Here is a 20,267-nt window from a genome sequence, read left to right on the forward strand (position 1 = left end):
CGACAGTCGGGACCGAGAACTTCGCGGCAAGGAGCGGGTCCCCGGACGGATCCAGCGCTGCTCCGGCCGCGCCGAAGGACGAAACGACGGTTTTCTCGCCGCGCTCTGCGGCTGAGGCACGGGCTGGAAGCATGCGCACCTCCCCCAGGAGGCGATGGACGGCTCGCCGGGCACGGACTCCGGTCCCGCCGCTGCGTGAGCCGGGCCGTGTCGGGGACCCACCATCCCCATGGTCATGTGCTCCGCCGTTGATCGCCACGCGACAGCCCGGGGACGCGTCGCCCGCGCCGGGTGATGCGCTTCGCCTGCCGGGCACCTGCAATGGAAGGTGGGGGCGGCGGCATCGACGGGAGGTGCGATCGCGTGAAAAGGCGCTGGGCCGCTCGCCTGGCACTGACGGCGGCGACGGCGGCGATTGTGGTCCTGCTGGTGGTCGCCGGGCTTCGGAGCGTCGCCCTGGTGGGGGTGGGTGCGGCCGGGCTGGCCGTCACGGCGGCCGGCGTCTGGTGGGTGCTGGCGCGCGAAGGTGCGGCCAGGGCGCTCGCTCTCATGCTGGCGACAGCCGCACCGGTCGCCGTCCTGGCGCTCTACGCGCTCGCCGGGCTGCTGTGGGTGGTGCTCGTCTCGCTCGCCCTGTGGGCGCTGGCTGTCTCCCTGGGCAGAACAGCACTGGCACAGGACACGGGCCCGGCACACGTGCCGGAACGCCCGGCCGCGCCTCCGCGACGCCCCTTCCTGATCATGAACCCGCGCTCGGGCGGCGGGAAGGTCGGGAGGTTCCACTTGGCGGACAAGGCCAGGGCCGTCGGCGCCGAGGTCGTGGTACTGGACCCCGCGCATCCGCAGGACGTGGCCGAGCTGGCGAGGCGGGCCGTCGACGACGGCGCCGACCTGCTCGGTGTCGCGGGCGGCGACGGTACGCAGGCCCTGGTCGCGGACGTGGCGGCGGAGCACGGCGTTCCGTTCGTCGTCATCTGCGCAGGGACCCGCAACCATTTCGCCATGGACCTCGGGCTCGACCGCGAGGACCCCTCGGCGTGCCTTGAGGCGCTCACCGACGGCGTCGAGCTGCGCGTCGACCTCGGATTCATAGGCTCTGGGGTGTCCCCGGCAGAAGGCCGGGGGCGCGTCTTCGTCAACAACGCCTCATTCGGCGCGTACGCGGCCGTGGTACAGAGCCCGGCCTATCGCGGCGACAAGGCCCGTACGACCCTTCAGATGCTGCCGGACCTGCTGACCCACCACAGCGGCCCGCGCCTGAAGGTGCGCGCTGGTTCCGTGACCATCGACGCGCCCCAAGCCGTCCTGGTGAGCAACAACCCCTACCGGATGGGAGATCCCGCGGGCCTGGGGCGCCGGGAGCGGCTGGACTCAGGCGTCCTGGGCGTGCTCGGTGTCAAGGTCGACAACGCGGTCCAGGCGGCCTCGATGCTTCGCGGCAGGCACGGGCCCGGGCTGACCTCGGCCAGCGCCCAGGAGGTCGTCATCGACGCGGACGCACCCGTCATCCCGGCGGGTGTCGACGGCGAGGCCCTCAGCTTGGCCGCCCCCGTACGCTGCCGGATCGAACCGGGTGCCCTGCGCGTACGGCTGCCCCGCCACCGTCCCGGCGTGCCGCGCGGCAAGCCGCCGATGAACTGGCGCAGGGTGCGCAGACTGGCCCTGACGGTGGGACGGGCCGCGGCGGGGCGGGACACCGGCTGATCGGCGTCGACCGCTTCCGCCCGCCGCCGCACGGCGAGCCTGCTGATCACGCGGCGTGACCATGCGAAGCGCGGCCTGCTCGGCGAACCTGGGGGTGTGACACATCGGAGCCGCGCGCAGAACTCGGGGACTCGGCCGCCGACCGGTGCGGCTCACGTCGACTACAGCGGCGCGGTGTACGGCTCTCTGCTCGCCGCATCCGTAGTGGTCGGCGCCGGAGCACTCGGCTCGTTTCCGCGGGTGGAGCTCGTTCTGCTGCTGCTCTGCACCGGTGTGGTGTTCTGGGCCGCGCACGTCTTCTCGCGTCTCTTCGGGGCCCAGATGGTGCACCAGCGCCTGAGCTGGGAGGAAGTTCGCCGCGTGTGCGCCGACGAGCGGCCGATCCTCGAGGCGGCCGTCCCACCGGCGGTTGCGGTGGCGATCGGTCCGCTCTTCGGACTGGGAGTCCGGGGGTCGGCATGGCTGGCGCTCATCGTCGCGCTGGCGGGGCAGGTCGGCTGGGCGACTCTGGCCGCCTTCCGCGCCGGTGCCTCACGCCGTCTGATCCTGGTCGCAGGCGCGGTCAACCTGCTCCTCGGGTTGGTCATCGTGGCCTTCAAGGCCGCGCTCCAGCACTGACGCAGACCGCGCGCCGGCACGTACGCAGACCGCGCTCCAGCCAGCACTGACGCAGACTGAGCGGCTAACCTTCGCGATCAGCGTCGGACCGAGCGGTGAGCCGGCGGGTCGCCGACCGCAGGGCGAACGCCATCGCCAACTCGACAACGCCCAGCAGGACGAGCCACAGGCCCAGCAGCCGGGCCAGCGCCACCGCCGACTCCACGGGATAGGCGAGGACCACGACCCCGGCCACGACGGCGAGCGCGCCGCCGGCGAAGGCCAGACCCCGGTGGGTGAGGTCACGGTCCGCGATCGCGGCGAACACGGTCAGCAGGCCCGACACCAGCCAGCAGACCCCGACGATCAAGGACAGAGCGGCGATCGTCTGCAGCGGATGCCGCAGAGACAGCACCCCCGCCAGGACGAACACGACCGCGACGAGCACTGCGGCCACCCTGCCGCCGCCGCGATCACCGTCCCGGGAGAAGGCCGTCACAAAACGGAACGCTCCCGCCGCCAGCAGCTGCAGCCCGACGATGACGGCCAGCACGTGCAGCGTCTCGTCGGGCCAGACCAGCACCAGGATGCCCGGCAGCAGAGTCGCCAGGGCGAAGCCGAGTGCCCAGAGCCATGAGCCGCCGATACCGGCGAGGATCTCCTGGGGATCAGCGGGCTCGCGCGCCGGTGCGGGACCGGAAGGTACGGCCATTGCGCCTCCTTCGAAACGGGCGGGCACCGGGCTTGCGCGGACACGAACGCCGAGCAGTAGACCCTTCCGCGGTGGCGGCCCCTGACTGCAGGCGTTCAGCAGACCGGTCGTCGCGTGCGGCACCCGTACGGGTGACTCGACGCCACCGAGGACGCCAAATGCCCCGTACAGGACAAATCTATCTCCGGGGACTTGATGCCGCTCCCGGCCGGTGAGGCCCCGCGGAGCAGGGAGGAGACATGAACGACCCAGGTCCAGCCCGCAACGACGCCGCAGGCGACGAGGCCACGAGCCCCCGGGCAGCCCGGCATCGCGTGCCACTGCGCGCAGCCGTCCGGCCGCTCCTCACCGCGACCGGACTCGTCGTGGCGTACTACCTGCTGCCCATGGACGAACGGGTCACCGGCGGCATGCTCGCGGGCCTCGTCGGGGGCCTGGCGGCCGTAGTGGTGCTCCTCGCCCTGCAGATCCGGTCGATCCTCCGTTCTCCCCACCCGCGTCTGCGGGCCGTCGAAGCACTCGCGACCACCGTCCCGCTGTTCCTGCTGCTCTTCGCGGCGGCCTATTACCTCCTCGAACGCGCCGCTCCCGGAAGCTTCACGGAACCGCTCACCCGGACCGACGCGCTGTACTTCACGCTCACCGTGTTCAGCACCGTCGGCTTCGGCGACATCACCGCTCGAACCGAGCCCGCCCGCATCGTGACGATGACGCAGATGACCGCCAACGTCCTCCTCGTCGGCGTGGCGGCCCGGATCGTGGTCGGCGCCGTCCAGGCCGCCCTCCGTCGGCAGCCGGCCGATGGCGCACCCCCACCAAGGCGACACCCTGGAAGACCGTAGGGAATGCCAGGCCCTGCCCCGTCGGCCGCAACGCGTGGCGCGTGCCGGGAGCCGTAGGCACTGGTTGCGCGCTGCCGGGAGCCCTGGGCACTGGGCGGCGTGAGGAGTTCGGCCCCCAGCAGATACGGCTGCGTCACGCCCGTGAAACAGGCCGTCCCTAATTTCTGTCACCCGACAGGAATTGATGCAGGCCGACAGGAACGTCGCCGTACGGAATGGCGCCCGCCCCGGCCGGCCCTCGACCGGGATGTCGCCCGACAGAACTCCCGGGCCGCCTCCGCGAAAGCAGGTTGCCGCCATGACAAGCTCCGCCCCTGCCGACCTCCGTCCCGATCCGCCGGCGCCCACGGACGCCGGCGGCGACTCCTCCCTCGCCGAGTTCGGCTACCGCCAGGAGCTGCACCGCAGCCTCGGCCGCTACGCCTCGTTCGCCGCCGGGTTCTCCTTCATCTCCGTGCTGACCACTGTCTTCCAGTTCTTCGCGTTCGGCTACGCCTTCGGCGGCCCCGTCTTCTTCTGGACCTGGCCGGCAGTCCTGCTCGGCCAGCTGATGGTGGCCGCGTGCTTCGCCGAACTCGCCGCCCGCTACCCCATCTCGGGCGCGATCTACCAGTGGTCCTCGCGCCTGTCGACGCTGACCTTCGGCTGGTTCGCCGGCTGGATCATGGTGATCGGGCAGATCGTGGTGGTCGCGGCGGCGGCGCTCGCCCTGCAGATGGTGATGCCGGCGATCTGGTCCGGCTTCCAGCTGGTGGGCGGCGACCCCGCGCCCACCTCGCCCACCGGTGCGGCGAACGCGGCGGTGCTCGGTGTGATCCTGCTGGCCCTCACCACGCTCGTGAACATCGTCGACAACCGCGTGATGTCCGTGGTCAACCGGGTCGGCGTCACCGCCGAGATCATCGGGGCCGTCCTCATCATCGTGCTGCTGCTGACCCACTCCGAGCGCTCGCCGGGCATCACGTTCCACACAGGTGATGGCGCCCAGGGCGGGTTGTTGGGTGCCCTGCTCGTGGGGTCCTTCATGGCGGCGTACGTGATGATCGGTTTCGACAGCGCGGGCGAGATGAGCGAGGAGACCCGCAACCCGCGGCGCACCGCGCCCCGCACGATCCTCACGGCGCTCGGTGCCGCGGGCCTCCTCGGGGGCCTGATCGTCCTCGGTGGTCTGCTCGCCGCGCCCAGCCTCACGGACGGGCACCTGGCCGTCGACGGCCTGAGCTACGTCCTGACCAGCAGCCTGGGCGACGGCGTCGGCCGGTTCCTGCTCGCCGACGTGGTGGTGGCCATCGCGGTGGCGACCCTCGCGATCCAGACAGCGGCCTGCCGCATGCTCTTCTCGATGGCTCGCGACGGACAGCTCCCCGGTTCGAGGCTGCTGTCCAAGGTCAATTCGCGCACAGGCATGCCGAGCGCGCCCGCACTCGTCGTTGGCATCCTCGCCGCGGCCCTGCTCCTGCTCAACTTCGCGTCGCCCGATGCGTTCCTGGCGATCGGCACCACCTGCATCGTGATGCTGTACCTCGCGTACGCCATGGTCACCGGTCCACTGCTGGTACGACGGCTGCGCGGACAGTTCCCCGGCGCCGCGGCCGACGCGGTGGACGAGGCGGGCCGGCCGCTGTTCTCCCTCGGCCGCTGGGGCGTACCGGTCAACGGACTCGCCCTCGTCTACGGCCTGTTCATGACGGTCAACCTGGCGTGGCCCCGCGCGGACGTGTACGACCCGGCGGGCGGGCACTGGTACTTCCAGTGGTTCACCGTGCTGTTCCTCGGCGTGACGCTCGCCGCCGGTGCGGGCTACCGGCTCTACCGGAGCCGCGCCGGCCGGCGGACGCCCGCCGCGGAGCCCCAGCCGGCCGCCGCGACGTCGGGCGCCTAGGAGGGCCGGCCGGCGAGTACGGGGGCCGGGTCGCCCTGGATGCGTGCGTGCAGGTGCATGTCGTGCCAGCCGTCGGCGTGCAGCGCCGCGCTGCGCTTCGTACCCTCCAGGGCGAAACCGGTCTTGTTCGCCACTCGGCAGGAGGCCTGGTTGCCGGTGGCGTGGGTGAGCTCGAGGCGGTGGATGCCGATCTCGTCGAACGCCCAGCGGGTTAGTGCGGTGACGGCGCGCGCGGCGACACCGCGGCCGCGTGCCTTCGGCAGCGTCCAGTACGCGATCTCGGCGGTGCCGTCGGCGAGCTCGATGCAGCGGAGGGCCACCCGGCCCAGCAACTCGTCGGTGTCCGCGTCGGCCACCGCCCAGAACGCGTTCCGCTCCTCCCACCATGCCGTGCGCCATTCCTCTATCCAGGCGGTGGTTTCGGCGGTCGAGTCTGCGCTGCGGGCGTGCCACTGGTGGATGGCGGGGTCCTGGAACGCCGTGAGCACGGCGGGCGCGTCCCGTTCCGCCCAGGGGCGGATGGTCAGGCCGCCTACCGCTGGCAGCGTCGGCTGCGGGCGTCCGGCCAGGGTTCCTGGGGCCACCACGTCGTGGATCAGGGAGGGCATGGGGGCATCCTCCCAACCGGGCTGCCGCCCGCCCACCGAATTTCTGACGCAGGCACCCGCCGTCGCGGGTTGTGCCCACCCTTCCCCACTGCCTTGAGGGCGTGGGAGGTGCCCCGGCCCAGCGGAACGATTGCCCGCAACAGTTACGCTCGAGCTGATGAGACGCAGGCCCCGCATTCCCTCCGCCCCCCTGCCCCAGCGCGACGGAGTCGACCCCGTTCGGGTTCGGTTGCCCATGGATGGGAGCTGGGGCACCGTGCGGGATCATCTCGTGGAGCGGCTGGCGGCCGGGCCTGGGGTGATCGACCGGATGCTGCACGACGGGCTGATCGTCGGGGCGGACGGGCGTGCCGTGGCGCACGACGCGCCGTACGAGCCCGGGCTGTTCGTCTGGTTCCACCGGGAGCTCGAAGCCGAGGTACCCGTGCCCTTCGACGTCGACGTCGTGTACCGCGACGAGCACATCGTCATCGCCGACAAACCGCACTTTCTCGCCACCACCCCGCGCGGCAGCCACGTCTCCGAGACGGCGCTGGCACGGCTCCGACGCGACCTGGGGATCCCCCCTCTCGGCGCCGCTCACCGGCTGGACCGTCTGACGGCCGGTCTCGTGCTGTTCACGGTGCGGCCGCAGGAGCGCGGCGCGTATCAGACGCTGTTCCGCGACAAGCGAGTGCACAAGGAGTACGAGGCCGTGGCCGCGTACGATCCGGGGCTCGCACTGCCCCGTACCGTCCGCAGCCGTATCGAGAAGGAGCGCGGGGTCATGGCCGCCCGCGAGGTGGCGGGCGAGCCAAACGCCGAGAGCCGGGTCGAGCTCGTGGAGCACCGGGACGGGCTCGGACGGTACCGGCTGGTGCCGACGACCGGCCGCACCCATCAGCTACGGGTGCACATGAACGCACTGGGGGTGCCGATCCTCGGCGATCCCGTCTATCCGGTGGTGGCCGACCCCGTGCCGGACGGTGACTTCCGGCGGCCGTTGCAACTCCTGGCCCGGTTGCTGGAGTTCACGGATCCGGTCACGGGGCGGTCGCACCGGTTCGTCAGCGAGCGTGTCCTGGGGGCATGGTCGGACCCCGACGCCTGGTGTAGCGGACTGGCCGGTCAGAACACGGGCGACGGCCGGTCGCAGCCCGGTCGGTAGGCGCTGGGCGACCACGGAACGATGGGCCACCCAGTCACCCTTCGCGGAACGCCCGAGCCACCCCTCAGGCCCCCCGCCACCACCGAAGCAGGCGTTGCAGCGCGCCCTTGGGCTGCTCCCCCTGGTCTGCGGGCGAGGTCGGCGGCGTCGGCACCGGCCGCTGCTCGGACCGGTCCGACGCCGAGGCCTGCGCCGGGACACCGACGGCCGGGCGCTCGGCCTGGTCCCGCGGCGGCGGGGACGACACCTCCCACTCCGTGCGCGGCGCGGGCACCCTGCCCATGGTGGGCCGGAGCATCACGTCCTGCGGGGGGCGCGGCGTGAACGTCACCGGCAGGTCGACGAGGTGCCGGGCCGGGATCGTCTGCCGCCAGCGCAGCTCCTTCTCGTCCACGGCGAGCTCCGCATCGGGCAGGCGCATCAGCAGGGCGTCGACGCCGACGTCCGCGATGGCTCGGGCGATGTCCTGGCCAGGGCACTCGTGGGCCCCGCTGCCGAAGGAGAGATGGGCGCGGTTGCCCGCCATGCTGGCCTTGAGGTCGGGACGGACCACCGGATCGACGTTGCCTGCCGCGGCGACGAAGATGAGCGCGTCGCCGGCCTTGATCTGCTGCCCACCCAACTCTGCGTCCTGAGTGGCGGCGTAGCCCAGCTGGGCGCTGAACGGAGGTTCGTCCCACAGGGACTGCTCGATCGCCTCCGGCACCGTCATCTGACCGCCGTTGAGCTGGGCCCGGAAGCGAGGGTCGGTGAGCACCATGCGCAGCACGTTGGCCATGAGGTTGGCGGTTCCCTCGTACGCCGCGATGAGCACGACCCGCAGGTTCTGGGCGACCTCGTCGTCGCTGAGCTGCGCGGGATGGGCGAGGAGCCGGCTGGTGAAGTCCTCCTCGGGCTGGGCCCGGCGCCGTGCCGTGTGCCGGTACAGAACCGACACGACGTACTCGTTGCTCTCGACCGCCGTTTCGGTGCCCTTGGTCATGTCGCGACCGGCCTGGACCAGGCGCTCGTTGCACTCGTCGGGCATGCCGAGGACTTCGCACATCACCGCCATCGGCAGATGCTCGGCGAACTGGCTGACCAGGTCGGCCGTGCCCGTCTCGCAGAACTCGTTGACCAGGCGCTGGCTGCTGCGGTGGATGAAGCGCCTGAGGCCGCGGTCGTCGATGGTCGCCAGGGCGTCGGTGATCGCACCGCGCACCCTCTGGTGTTCGGCGCCTTCGGCAAAGGAGATGAGAGGCGCCCACGCCATCACCGGCGCCAGTGGATTGTCAGGCCCGAGCGTGCCGTCCTGCACCACGCGCAGCCGGCGCGAGTCACGCGTGAAGTGCGAGCCGGTGCGGAGCATGTGGAGCGCCTCGGTATGGCCGATGACCGCCCACATGGGTACGTCGTCGTGCACCAGGGCAGGCGCGACCGAGCCGTGTTCGGCGCGCAGTTTCTCGTAGATGCCCGCGAGGTCGCTGTCGGCCTCGGGTCCGTACAGACGGCGCAGGCCGCCGGGGCCGAGGCCGTGGGCCGGGCAGCCCGGTGGCGGGGAGATCGGTTCGTCCGCGCCGCGAGGGAAGTGGGATGGGGTCGTCACGGTGTCGCTTTCGGATCGGTCGGGTCAGGCGGGGGACATGGTCAGGGAGTGCAGGTAGCGCATCAGGGTCATCAGGACGTCCCGGCTGGAGGCCCTGCGGCGGGCGTCGCACTTGATCATCGGCACCTCCGGGCGGAGGTCGAGTGCGGTGCGCAGGTCGTCCATCGGATAGCGGGGCGCGTCGGGGAAGTCGTTGATCGCGACCACGAAGGGCACGCCGCGCTCTTCCAGGCGCCCCATCACGTCGAAACTGACTTCCAGACGCCGGGTGTCGACGAGCACGACGGCGCCCAGAGCACCCTCGAAGAGGCCGTTCCAGAGGAACCAGAACCGCTCCTGCCCGGGCGTGCCGAACAGGTAGAGCACCAGCTCGTCCGTGATGCTGATACGGCCGAAGTCCATGGCGACGGTGGTGGCCGTCTTCGTCTCCGAGCCGTAGTTGTCGTCGACTCCGACACCGGCCTGGGTCATCGTCTCCTCGGTGGTGAGCGGCCGGATCTCACTCACCGACCCCACCATCGTGGTCTTGCCGACCCCGAAGCCACCGACGATCACGATCTTGACCGCGGTCGTGGCCGTGTCCGGCAGATGGTCCTCGGCGCGTGGGCCCACGATCGTGTCAGAGTTTTTGAAGTCCATGCATCACCGCTTCGAGGAGGGAACGTTCGGGGAGTGCGGAGCGGACGACCGGAGCGCGGGACTCCACCAGGTCGGCCGCCAGGAGCTCGGTCACCAGCACGGTGACCACGCTGAACGGCAGGCCGAGATAGGCCGAGATCTCGGCGACGGACAGGGGCGTCCTGCACAGCCGCAGCAGTGCGGTCTGCTCCGGCGGGGCGGTGGGCGGCGCTTCCGACCGGGCGACGATCAGGGCCACCAGGTCGAGTGGCGCCCGCTGGCTTCCGTCGGTGCCGCCCGTGATGACATAGAGCCGTCCCGGGTCCTGCTCCGTTCCTGCCTGTGGTGCGCGTCGTTCGCGTTGCGGAGGAGTCATACGGCCTGCCCGTCGCGCCGTGGCGGACTTGTCAGATGGGCCCCGATGCGGACGACGAGGTCGCGCATGCGGCTGCTCAGGAGCCCCGCGTCCACGGTCTCGCCCGCGAGCACCGCCAGGTAGGCGTTGGGCCCGGCGGCCATCATGTAGAAGAAGCCTCCTCGGACTTCGATGATGACCATGCGCATCTGGCCGTCGCTGTCGGGGATTTCGGTGGCCACTGCGCCGGCCAGACTCTGCAGACCGGCGCAGGCCGCCGCGAGCCGGTCGGCGGCGTCCGCGTCGCCGCCGTGGCGGGCGATGCGCAGCCCGTCCGCGGAGAGCACGACGATCTGCCGGATCCCCCCTACGCCGTCGGCCAGGTCCTTGAGCATCCAGTCGAAATTGGCCCGTTGCTGAATCACTTAGAGGTCCCCCTCGTCCTCGGTGCTGTCGTCGTCCGCCCGGGCCTTCGACTCGACTGCGCCGGGCGTGCCCTGCTGGTCGCCGCCGCCCTTGAGGCCGTTCATGAACGCCTCGACCCAGAGACCGGGCGCGGGCTCCTCCTTCTCCGGCTCGCGCGGCGGCGGCGCCTGCCGCTGGCCGGGGATGGCGGCCTTGGCCTCGGCGGCCCGTGCCGCTTCGGCCTCCCGTTCCTTGGCGGCGCGGGCCTCGGCGTACCGCTCGGCCAGCGGCGTCTTGACCCGGCTGCGGCGCTGCGGCAGGCCGGTGGCCGTCCACTCGGTGACGACGGGGATGTCGTCTTCCAGGGCGGAGAGAGGAGTCGGCGGGCCCGAGGTCGGGCGGCGCTTCTTGGGTGCGCGCTCAAGCTCCTCGATGGGCTTGCCGTCGTTGTCCACCCGGGGCACGGCGGATGCGCCGATGCCGTGCGCGAGGGCCGGTGCGGGGGCGGTGGTCAGCATGTTGCGCGGGACGATCAGTACCGCTCGTACGCCGCCGTACGCGGACTGCCGCAGGGAGACCTGCATGCCGTACATCGCCGAGAGGCGGCCGACGACGGCCAGGCCGAGCCTCGGGGTCTCGTTGAGGCTGTTGAGGTCCATGCCCTCCTGTGCCTCGGCGAGCATGGTCTCGGCCCGCTTCCTGGCCTCCTCGCTGAGGCTGACGCCACCGTCCTCGATCTCGATGGCGATGCCGGTCTGCACCTCGACGGCGGTGACATGGACGTGTGTCTGCGGCGGCGAGTAACGCGTGGCGTTGTCGAGCAGTTCGGCGCAGGCGTGGATGACCGGTTCGACGGAGACGCCGTTGACGGCGACCTTGGCGATCGAGTCCAGGTCGATGCGGTGGTAGTCGAGGATGCGGGACATCGCGCCCCGCAGAACGCTGTACAGCTGGACCGGCTTGGGCCACTGACGGCCCGGGCGGGAACCGCCGAGCACCGCGACGCTGTCGGAGAGCCGGCCGATCAGCGCGGTGCCGTGGTCGAGGCGGAGCAGGTCGTCGAAGACCTCGGGCGTGCGGCCGTGGTCCTCCTCCATCTCGCGGAGTTCGACGGACTGCTGGTGGACGATGGCCTGGACGCGCCGTGCGATGTGGACGAAGGCGCTCGCCGTCGCGTCGCGCATGGCTTCGCCGCGGTCCAGGATCTGCAGCACGGCGTGCAGCAGCTTGCGCTGGGCCTGGGGGAGGTCGCGGTAGTCGGGGTCCTCGTCGATGACGACGCGCATGGCCTCCGCGGGGGACTCGCCCTGCCGCACCCGGTAGAGCGTGTCCGGCAGGAGCTGCTTGCCCAGGTGTTCGGTCTGCGCGTCGTACAGGGCGACGCGCCGCTCGAGGTACGCGAGCCGGTCCGTGTACTGCCGGTGCAGCCGCTTGACGGTACGCCCGCGGCGGACCGCCTCGAGGGCGACACCGAGCACCATGAGGGCCCCGATCCCGCCGCACCAGCCGACGGCCATCCGGGCCGGTTCCGGCACGGCGGCGACGGCGGCCCCGGTCGCCGCGGCCATGAGTATGGCGGGCAGCAACAGCACGCGCGCGTAGGGGACTTCTCGGCCACCGGGAGGCGATTGAACACTCACCATGTATGCCCTCTAAAAACAGTCGACTCAGAGTGGTCTGTACAGACTTGCCATGAGTTGCGGCGGATTACGGAGACACCTGGGGTGATATTCGAACTACCAGGAATCTTTGGGAACAAGCGCACGAATACGCCGCAACTCGGTGCGCTGTGGGCGAGCTTAGTCCGACCGGATCATCGCCATGTCATATTCCGCAAGCACCTGAAACGCCCTGCCGCACGGGCATACACTCGATCCCATTTGCACGCTGGGCAGCCATTCAAACACGTGCCGTAATCATGGGCCGGTATGCGAATTACGCACCCTCATAGGGCGAAGGCGGACCGTTTCTGCAGGCTGAGGGCCACATGGGGCGCCCGGGCCCCGGCCGGCGGTCAGACTCCGGCGATGCGCAGTGCCGCGTCCGCAGTCGCCTCGGCGAAGGCCGACACGGGCCGTTCGGGATCGGAGCGGTGGATCAGGATGACACCTTCGATCAACCCGAAGAGCAGATCGGTGCGGAGTGCGAGCTCACTCTTTCCGAGGGTTTTCCCGAACTCCGTGGCGGCAAGCAACTGCCGGTAGGCGTCCTTGAGTTCGGCTCGCACCGCATGGAATCCGGCGAACCGTTCGGACCGCACCTCGGGCAGGAGGTAGAGCCCCCCGAGATTGTGCGGGCCGCCGCACAGCAGCTCCACGTCGGAGCGGCACAGCCCCCACAGCCGGCGCTCGGCGGGAGCCGCGTCGTCCGCGAGGAGCCGGCGGGCGAGGGTCAGCGAGGGCGTGACGGTGGACTCGAGGAGCTCGGCGAGGAGGTCCTCCTTGCCGGACACGTAGTGGTACATGGTCGCCTGGCGCATGCCCGCGCGCTCGGCGACGGCACGGGTGGTCGTGGCGGCGTATCCACGGGTGGTGAACAACTCGGCCGCCGCCGCGAGGAGTTCGTCGCGCGCGGACAGCCCGCTGTCCGGCCGCTGAGCGGCGCGCGGCCTGCCGACCCGTCCCCGTGATCCTCCCGTGGTGCCCATGGCGTCGATCGTCGCACACCGCCGTACAACCCCAGCAAGGCCGGTTCGCGTGAGGGATCGGTAACCGGGGCGCAACAGTCGGGCAATCGCCGTGACGCCTCCCGCTCGTAATTTCTGTCGCGCGACAGAAACACTTAGGCCGAGCCGGAAGGTCCCGCGATGGCGACAGCGACCACTTACGGAGCCCGCGACCATGCCCGCGCCCAGGAGGGCGCCCACGCCGACGCCATGCCCGTCGTGCCCGCGAGCGCCTGGCCCGCACCGCCCTGTGAGGCGGGACATCTGGTGTGGGCGGAGACGGTGGCGGGCGGCAACTACACCCACCGGGTGCTGGCCCGCGGCACCGAGCTGCGCCTCACCGACCTGGCGGGCGAGGCCTGCGCCCACCTCCTGCTGTATGCGGCGGACCGGCCGTGGGAGCGGCTGAACGTCGCCGACACGGTCAAGGTCCAGTGGAACGCCTACCTCGGCGAGGGACAGCTGCTCCTGTCCGACCAGGGCCGGGTCCTCGCCTCGATCACCGCGGACACCTCCGGGCGGCACGACGCCCTGTGCGGTACCTCCACGCTCGTACGGAACACGGAGCGGTACGGAGACGGGACGCCGCAGTCGGCGTCGCCCGCGGGCCGTGAGCTGTTCAAGCTGGCCGCCGCGAAGAACGGCCTGTCCGCGCGGGACCTGCCGCCGTCCCTCTCCTTCTTCCAGGGCGTGGAGGTCCGCGAGGACGGCGCGCTCGACTTCACGGGGTCCGTCGGCCCCGGCGCCGGCGTGACGCTCCGCACTGAGCAGGACGTCACCGTGCTGATCGCGAACGTGCCGCACCCCGCCGACCCGCGCGAGACGTACACCAGCAGCCCGCTGGAGGTGCTCGCCTGGCGGGCCGCCCCGACACAGCCGGGCGACCCGCTCTGGGACGCGACCCCCGAGGGCCGCCGCGCCTTCCTCAACACCGCCGAATTCCTTGCCGCGAGGGGGCTCGCATGACCCACAGCACCGTTGTCCCGGCCCGGTCCGCCTGGTCGGCCGTGCTCGCCCCGGGCGAGACGCTCACGATCACCGATCTGCACGGCAACCAGGCCGTGGACTTCCTCGTCTACGACGCCCAGGACACGTCCGTCCGCTACAGCGCCCCCGACACCATCCACGCGCAGGGCAACATCTTCCTGACCACGGGCAGCGTGCTGATGTCGAACGAGCACACCGCGCTGATGACGGTGGTGGACGACGAGGTCGGCCGCCACGACACGGTCGGCGGCGCCTGCTCCAAGGAGTCCAACACGCTCCGCTACGGGCACCACACCTGGTCTCAGCACGCGTGCGTGGAGAACTTCCTCGCCGAGGGCCACAAGTACGGCCTCGGTAAGCGCGATCTGGTCTCCAACGTCAACTGGTACATGAATGTGCCGGTGGAGAAGGACGGCACCCTCGGCATCGTCGACGGCATCTCCGCACCCGGCCTGAAGCTGACGCTGCGCGCCGAGCGCGAGGTGATCGTGCTCGTCTCCAACTGCCCCCAGATCAACAACCCGTGCAACGGTTTCGAGCCGACGGCGGTCGAGATGACGATCGGGGATCCGGGAACCCCCGGCGGGGCGGGCGCCGCATGAGCTTCGACGCCCTGCTGGTCGCCAACCGCGGCGAGATCGCGGTCCGCATCATCCGCACGGCCAGGGAGCTGGGCCTGCGCACGGTCGCGGTCTACTCCGACCCGGACCGCGGCGCGCCCCACGTCCGGCTCGCCGACGAGGCCGTACGCCTGGGTCCCGCGCCCGCCAAGGAGTCGTACCTCGACGCGGACCTCGTCCTGAAGGCGGCCAAGGACTCGGGCGCGGGCGCGATCCATCCCGGGTACGGGTTCCTGTCCGAGGACGCCGAGTTCGCGCGGCGGTGCGAGGACGCCGGGATCGCCTTCGTCGGGCCGACGCCCGCGCAGCTGGAGCTGTTCGGCGCCAAGCACACCGCGCGGGCGGCGGCCGAGGCGGCGGGCGTGCCGCTGGCGCCCGGGACGGGCCTGCTCGCGGATCTCGCGGAGGCCCTGCAGGAGGCCGAGCGCATCGGCTATCCGGTCATGCTGAAGGCGACCGGCGGCGGGGGCGGCATCGGCATGTCGGCCTGCCGCTCGGCAGCCGAGCTGACCGACGCGTGGGAGCGGGTGCAGCGGGTGGCCGCGGCCTCGTTCTCGTCCGCGGGAGTGTTCCTGGAGCGGCTCGTCGAGCGCGCCCGCCATGTCGAGGTGCAGGTGTTCGGCGACGGCGAGGGCCGCGTCGTGACCTTCGGCGACCGTGACTGCTCGCTTCAGCGCCGCAACCAGAAGGTGGTGGAGGAGGCCCCGGCACCGGGCCTGCCCGAGCGGGTGCGTGAGCAACTGGCCGCCTCCGCCCGGGACTTGTGCGCGAGCGTCGGCTACCGATCCGCGGGCACCGTGGAGTTCGTCTACGACGCCGCTCGCGAGGAGGCGTACTTCCTGGAGGTCAACACCCGTCTCCAGGTCGAACACCCGGTCACCGAGGAGATCTACGGCGCCGATCTGGTCGCCTGGATGCTGCGCCTCGCGCAGGGTGAGACCGGCGTCGTCCAGGAGCCGGGTCCGCCGCGCGGCCACGCCGTGGAGGCCCGCGTCTATGCCGAGGACCCCTCGCGCGACCACCGGCCGAGCTCCGGCCTCCTCACGCGCGTGTCGTTCCCCGAGGGCGTACGCGTGGACGGCTGGATCGAGACGGGCACGGAGGTCACCACCTCGTACGACCCGATGCTCGCCAAGGTCATCGCGTACGGCGACGACCGGGCGGACGCGCTCGCCAAGCTGGACGCCGCGCTGACGGCCAGCCGCGTCGACGGCATCGAGACGAATCTCGGTCTTGTGCGGGCCGCGCTGGCCGAGGACTCCTTCCGGTCGGCCACTCACTCGACGGCGACGCTTGCGGGGGTGAGCGACCCGACGCCGCGGACCGAGGTGGTGTCCGGCGGCACGCTCACCACCGTCCAGGACTGGCCGGGCCGCACCGGCTACTGGCAGGTGGGTGTGCCTCCGTGCGGCCCGATGGACGACCTGTCGTTCCGGCTGGGCAACCGGGCACTGGGAAACGAGGAGGGCGCGCCGGGCCTGGAGTGCACTCTCCAGGGGCCCTCGCTGCGGTTCACGCACGCGACGACGGTGTGCGTCACGGGCGCACCGGCACCGGTGACCGTGGACGGCGAGCCGGTCGCGCAGTGGGAGCCGGTGACCGTGCCGGGCGGGGCCCTCCTTGAGATCGGGGCGCCGACGGAGCACGGCCTGCGGACGTACGTGCTGTTCGCGGGCGGCGGCCTGGACGTGCCGGACTTCCTCGGCAGCGCGTCGACGTTCACGCTGGGCCGCTTCGGCGGGCACGGCGGCCGGGCGCTGCGCACGGGGGATGTACTGCACGGCGGTACGGTCACGACCGCCGGCGCACCGGTGGCGCCGGCCGAGCGCCCGGTCTTCGGGTCCGAGTGGCGCATCGGCGCCGTCGAGGGCCCACATGCTGCGCCCGAGTTCTTCACCGAGGACGACATCCACGACTTCTACGCCGCCGGCTGGAAGGTCCACTTCAACTCGGCACGCACCGGCGTACGGCTGGTCGGCCCGAAGCCGCGCTGGGCGCGCACGGACGGCGGCGAGGCGGGCCTGCACCCGTCCAACATCCACGACACGCCCTACTCGGTCGGTGCCGTCGACTACACCGGTGACATGCCGGTGCTGCTCGGCCCCGACGGCCCGTCGCTCGGTGGGTTCGTCTGCCCGGCCACGGTGGCGAAGGGGCAGCGCTGGAAGCTGGGGCAGCTCCGGCCGGGGGACGTGGTGCACTTCGTGCCGGTGACGGTCGAGACGGCGGCACGCCTTCGCCGGACGCCTGCGCTCGCCCCGGTCGCGGACCGCGCGGCGATCACCGACGGCGGCGTCCTGGCCCGGCACGGCGACGTGACGTACCGCCGCAGCGGCGACGACAACCTGCTCGTCGAGTTCGGCCCGATGCAGCTGGATCTCGCGCTGCGGATGCGGGTGCACGCGCTGATGGAGGCGGTGGTCGCGGCCGGTCTGCGCGGCATCATGGACATCACGCCCGGCATCCGCTCGCTCCAGATCCAGACGGATCCGGACGTGCTGCCCCAGAACGAACTGCTCGAGAAGGTACGGGAGATCGAGTCCGCGCTCCCGCCCGCCGACGAGCTGGTCGTCCCGTCCAGGACCGTGCACCTTCCCCTCTCCTGGGACGACCCGGCGACCCGCGAGGCCATCGCCCGCTATATGGCGGGCGTCCGCGACGACGCCCCCTGGTGCCCCTGGAACATCGAGTTCATCCGCCGCGTCAACGGCCTGGACTCGGTCGACGACGTGTACCGGACGGTCTTCGACGCGGAGTACCTGGTCATGGGCCTGGGCGACGTGTACTTGGGCGCGCCGGTGGCGACCCCGCTGGACCCCCGCCACCGCCTGGTCACGACCAAGTACAACCCGGCCCGCACCTGGACGGCGGAGAACTCCGTCGGCATCGGCGGCGCATACCTGTGCATCTACGGCATGGAGGGACCGGGCGGCTACCAGTTCGTGGGCCGTACGACGCAAGTGTGGTCGGGCTGGCAGCAGCGCGGCGCCTTCGAGCCCGGCTCGCCGTGGCTGCTGCGCTTCTTCGACCGCATCAAGTGGTACCCGGTCGAGGCGGACGAGCTGCTGGACCTCCGCGCGGACATCGCCTCGGGCCGCTTCGTACCGCGGATCGAGGAGGGCGTCTTCTCGCTCGCGGAGTACGAGCGGTTCCTCGCCGACAACGCCGACTCCATCGCCGAGTTCCGCACCCGCCAGGGCGCCGCCTTCGCCGCGGAACGGGACGCCTGGGAGGCCGCGGGCGAGTTCACCCGCGCCGAGGCGGCAGCGGCCCCGGCCGCGGCACCCGCGGAGGTGACGGTTCCCGAGGGCGGCCGCCTAGTTGAGGCCGAATTCGCCGCGTCGGTATGGCAGGTGCACGTACAGCCGGGCGACGAGGTGACAGCCGGCCAGCCCCTGCTGGCCCTGGAGGCAATGAAGATGGAGTCCCGAGTGCACTCCCCCATGGAGGGCGTGATCCTGGAGCTGCTGGCAAAGCCGGGAGACCAGGTGGAGGCGGGAACGGCCTTGGTGGTCGTAGGCCCAGCGAGTTCAACGGGACGCTGAACGTTCCGCGGGTTGTGGGCAGGCGTTCCGCAGGGCTGGGGGCACCTCCCACGCCCTTAAGGCAGTGGGGGGCACAAACCGCCCACGGCCCGCACCCGACAACCCACCTCAGCGCAAGGAGCACAGATGTCGTCCCCAACCGTGACGAGAGTCCGCGCGGCCTACGCCCGCATAGAGGCGGTGGACCGCCCGGAGGTCTGGATCGACCTACGCACCCAGGCGGAGGTCGAACAGGAAGCCCACGCGCTGGACGCCCGAGCCGCCGCAGGCGAACACCTCCCCCTCGCGGGGAGGCTGTTCGCGGTGAAGGGCAACATCGACGTCGAGGGCCTCCCAACGACGGCAGGCTGCCCCTCATACGCGTACAACCCCCCGGCGGACGCCCCCGCGGTAGCCCGCCTCCGCGCAGCAGGCGCGATCGTCCTGGGCACGACGAACCTGGACCAGTTCGCCACAGGCCTGGTAGGCACCCGCTCCCCCTACGGCGCCGTGCGCAACGCCCACGCCCCGGAACGGGTGAGCGGCGGCTCCAGCGCCGGCTCAGCCGTAGCGGTAGCCCTCGGCATCGCGGACTTCGCCCTCGGCACGGACACCGCCGGCTCAGGCCGCGTCCCCGCGGCCTTCAACGGCATCGTCGGCCTCAAGCCGACCCGCGGCCTCGTCCCCACTGACGGCGTCGTCCCGGCCTGCGCCTCGCTCGACTGCGTCACCGTCTTCGCCCCTACGCTCCCGGAGGCCGAGCAGGCCCTCGCATACATGGCATCGCCCTCCGCCCGCGACCTGCCTCCCCTCCCGCAACGCCCGCCGGGCCCGTGGCGCATCGCCGTCCCAGACCGCGCCCAACTCGGCGAGCTGGACCCGGGCTGGGCCGAGGCATACGAAGCCGCAGCCGCCCAACTTGCCGAAGCGGGAGCCGAACTACGACCCGTCGACCTCACGCCGTTCACCGAGGCAGCCGCGATGCTCTACGAGGGCGCCTTCGTAGCCGAGCGCTACACGGCCGTGGGGAGCTTTATCGACAAGTCCACAGACGCAGGAGCGGACGACCTCGACCCGACGGTCGCGGGCATCATCACCCGCGCCCGCGACATCCCCGCCCACCGCCTCTACGCCGACCAGGAGCGGCTCGCCGCACTGCATACGAAGGCGCAGGCCTCCCTGGGTGACACCGACGCCCTGCTGCTGCCGACGACCCCCGGCCACCCCACGCTCGCCGAGGTCGCCGCGGACCCGCTCGGCGCCAACGCCCGCCTCGGCCGGTTCACCAACTCCACGAACCTCTTCGACCTCGCGGCCGTCGCGGTCCCGGCCGGCGAGGTGAGCGGCCTGCCGTTCGGAGTCATGCTGATCGGCCCGGCGTTCACGGACGAACGGCTGGCGCGGATCGCGCGTCTCCTCACCCCGCCGGCGCGTGTGGCCGTCGTCGGCGCCCATCTGTCGGGCCAGCCGCTCAACCCCCAACTCCTCACTCTGGGCGCACAGTTGGAGCGTACGACCGCGACGGCGCCCGTCTACCGGCTGCACGCCCTGCGGACCACCCCGCCCAAACCGGGCCTCGTCCACGTCGGCGAGGGCGGCGCCACCATCGAGACGGAGGTGTGGCGGATGCCGGCCGAGGGCCTCGGCCACCTGCTCGCCGCCTTGCCCCGGCCCATGACCCTGGGCCGCGTGGAACTCGCCGACGGCACCTCCGTACCGGGCTTCCTGTGTGAACCCGGCGCGCTCGACGGGGCATCGGACATCACGGAATACGGCGGCTGGCGAGCGTATCTTTCGGGGGCCGCCGACTGACACAGACGCCGAAACAGCCAGCGTCTGGCCGGGCGCCGACAGGACCGAGGCACCTGTCGGCGCAGCCGCCGCTTTAGCCACCTCCCCGACGATCGTTCCCGGTTCGCGAACCGTGCCGTCAGGGAGGACAGGTCCGATGACAGCGCCGAACACCTCAGCGCCGCAGACATCGACGTCACCAGCACATGAGGAATCACCACCACA

17 protein-coding genes are annotated in these 20,267 nt (G+C 71.6%); 9 read left to right on the forward strand and 8 right to left on the reverse strand.

All coding sequences use genetic code 11. The features are described 5' to 3' along the window. Positions 1-363: 363 nt before the first annotated feature. Positions 364-1,704: a diacylglycerol/lipid kinase family protein gene (locus ABT009_RS06010; protein ID WP_351290003.1), complete on the forward strand. Its 1,341-nt coding sequence runs from the start codon at positions 364-366 to the stop codon at positions 1,702-1,704. 96 nt (positions 1,705-1,800) lie between these two features. Beyond that, positions 1,801-2,322 (forward strand): hypothetical protein, encoded by a 522-nt coding sequence (locus ABT009_RS06015; protein ID WP_502989822.1) that lies wholly within the window; start codon positions 1,801-1,803, stop codon positions 2,320-2,322. A 64-nt stretch (positions 2,323-2,386) separates the two neighbouring features. Here ABT009_RS06015 and ABT009_RS06020 read toward each other — a convergent pair whose 3' ends face one another. After that, entirely contained in the window at positions 2,387-3,013 is a 627-nt protein-coding gene (locus tag ABT009_RS06020) for an HdeD family acid-resistance protein (protein ID WP_351290004.1), read from the reverse strand. Positions 3,014-3,252: 239 nt separating this feature from the next. On the opposite strand from ABT009_RS06020, the gene ABT009_RS06025 reads away from it, so the two are divergent. Continuing rightward, the gene (locus tag ABT009_RS06025; RefSeq protein ID WP_351290006.1) at positions 3,253-3,855 is read left to right on the forward strand and encodes a potassium channel family protein; all 603 of its coding nucleotides are present in this window, start codon (positions 3,253-3,255) and stop codon (positions 3,853-3,855) included. A 298-nt stretch (positions 3,856-4,153) separates the two neighbouring features. Then, positions 4,154-5,737 carry an amino acid permease gene (locus ABT009_RS06030; protein WP_351290008.1) on the forward strand — a complete coding sequence of 528 codons (1,584 nt, stop codon included), beginning with the start codon at positions 4,154-4,156 and terminating at the stop codon, positions 5,735-5,737. Here ABT009_RS06030 and ABT009_RS06035 read toward each other — a convergent pair. Then, a complete protein-coding gene (locus ABT009_RS06035; RefSeq protein WP_351290010.1) occupies positions 5,734-6,345 on the reverse strand; it encodes a GNAT family N-acetyltransferase in 612 nt (203 codons plus the stop codon). The genes ABT009_RS06030 and ABT009_RS06035 overlap by 4 nt on opposite strands. Positions 6,346-6,502: 157 nt before the next feature. Here ABT009_RS06035 and ABT009_RS06040 point away from each other — a divergent pair, with 157 nt between their 5' ends. After that, positions 6,503-7,492: an RluA family pseudouridine synthase gene (locus tag ABT009_RS06040; protein ID WP_351290012.1), complete on the forward strand. Its 990-nt coding sequence runs from the start codon at positions 6,503-6,505 to the stop codon at positions 7,490-7,492. 64 nt (positions 7,493-7,556) lie between these two features. Here ABT009_RS06040 and ABT009_RS06045 read toward each other — a convergent pair whose 3' ends face one another. The 6 genes from ABT009_RS06045 to ABT009_RS06070 all read right to left on the reverse strand — a co-directional run bounded on the left by ABT009_RS06045 (position 7,557) and on the right by ABT009_RS06070 (position 13,102). Beyond that, a complete protein-coding gene (locus tag ABT009_RS06045; protein WP_351290014.1) occupies positions 7,557-9,077 on the reverse strand; it encodes a cytochrome P450 family protein in 1,521 nt (506 codons plus the stop codon). 24 nt (positions 9,078-9,101) lie between these two features. After that, entirely contained in the window at positions 9,102-9,716 is a 615-nt protein-coding gene (locus ABT009_RS06050; protein ID WP_351290016.1) for a GTP-binding protein, read from the reverse strand. Then, positions 9,697-10,071: a DUF742 domain-containing protein gene (locus ABT009_RS06055; RefSeq protein ID WP_351290018.1), complete on the reverse strand. Its 375-nt coding sequence runs from the start codon at positions 10,069-10,071 to the stop codon at positions 9,697-9,699. The genes ABT009_RS06050 and ABT009_RS06055 overlap by 20 nt, the downstream gene beginning before the upstream one ends. Then, positions 10,068-10,475 carry a roadblock/LC7 domain-containing protein gene (locus ABT009_RS06060; RefSeq protein WP_351290020.1) on the reverse strand — a complete coding sequence of 136 codons (408 nt, stop codon included), beginning with the start codon at positions 10,473-10,475 and terminating at the stop codon, positions 10,068-10,070. The genes ABT009_RS06055 and ABT009_RS06060 overlap by 4 nt, the downstream gene beginning before the upstream one ends. Further along, positions 10,476-12,098 (reverse strand): ATP-binding protein, encoded by a 1,623-nt coding sequence (locus tag ABT009_RS06065; RefSeq protein WP_351290021.1) that lies wholly within the window; start codon positions 12,096-12,098, stop codon positions 10,476-10,478. A gap of 371 nt (positions 12,099-12,469) precedes the next feature. Then, on the reverse strand, positions 12,470-13,102 hold the full coding sequence (locus tag ABT009_RS06070; protein WP_351290023.1) for a TetR/AcrR family transcriptional regulator: 633 nt from the start codon (positions 13,100-13,102) through the stop codon (positions 12,470-12,472). A 159-nt stretch (positions 13,103-13,261) separates the two neighbouring features. Between ABT009_RS06070 and ABT009_RS06075 the strand changes: the two genes are divergently transcribed. The 4 genes from ABT009_RS06075 (at position 13,262) to atzF (ending at position 20,063) form a co-directional block, all read left to right on the forward strand. Then, positions 13,262-14,086 (forward strand): urea amidolyase associated protein UAAP1, encoded by an 825-nt coding sequence (locus ABT009_RS06075; protein ID WP_351290025.1) that lies wholly within the window; start codon positions 13,262-13,264, stop codon positions 14,084-14,086. Continuing rightward, complete coding sequence (locus ABT009_RS06080) at positions 14,083-14,709, forward strand: urea amidolyase associated protein UAAP2 (protein WP_351290027.1); 627 nt, start codon at positions 14,083-14,085, stop codon at positions 14,707-14,709. Before ABT009_RS06075 ends, ABT009_RS06080 begins: the two co-directional genes overlap by 4 nt. After that, entirely contained in the window at positions 14,706-18,272 is a 3,567-nt protein-coding gene (gene uca / locus ABT009_RS06085) for an urea carboxylase (RefSeq protein WP_351290029.1), read from the forward strand. Before ABT009_RS06080 ends, uca begins: the two co-directional genes overlap by 4 nt. Positions 18,273-18,398: 126 nt before the next feature. Then, the gene (atzF, locus tag ABT009_RS06090; RefSeq protein WP_351290031.1) at positions 18,399-20,063 is read left to right on the forward strand and encodes an allophanate hydrolase; all 1,665 of its coding nucleotides are present in this window, start codon (positions 18,399-18,401) and stop codon (positions 20,061-20,063) included. Positions 20,064-20,267: the final 204 nt, after the last annotated feature.

Source organism: Streptomyces sp. NPDC002896, from assembly GCF_040295225.1.
Classification (GTDB): domain Bacteria; phylum Actinomycetota; class Actinomycetes; order Streptomycetales; family Streptomycetaceae; genus Streptomyces.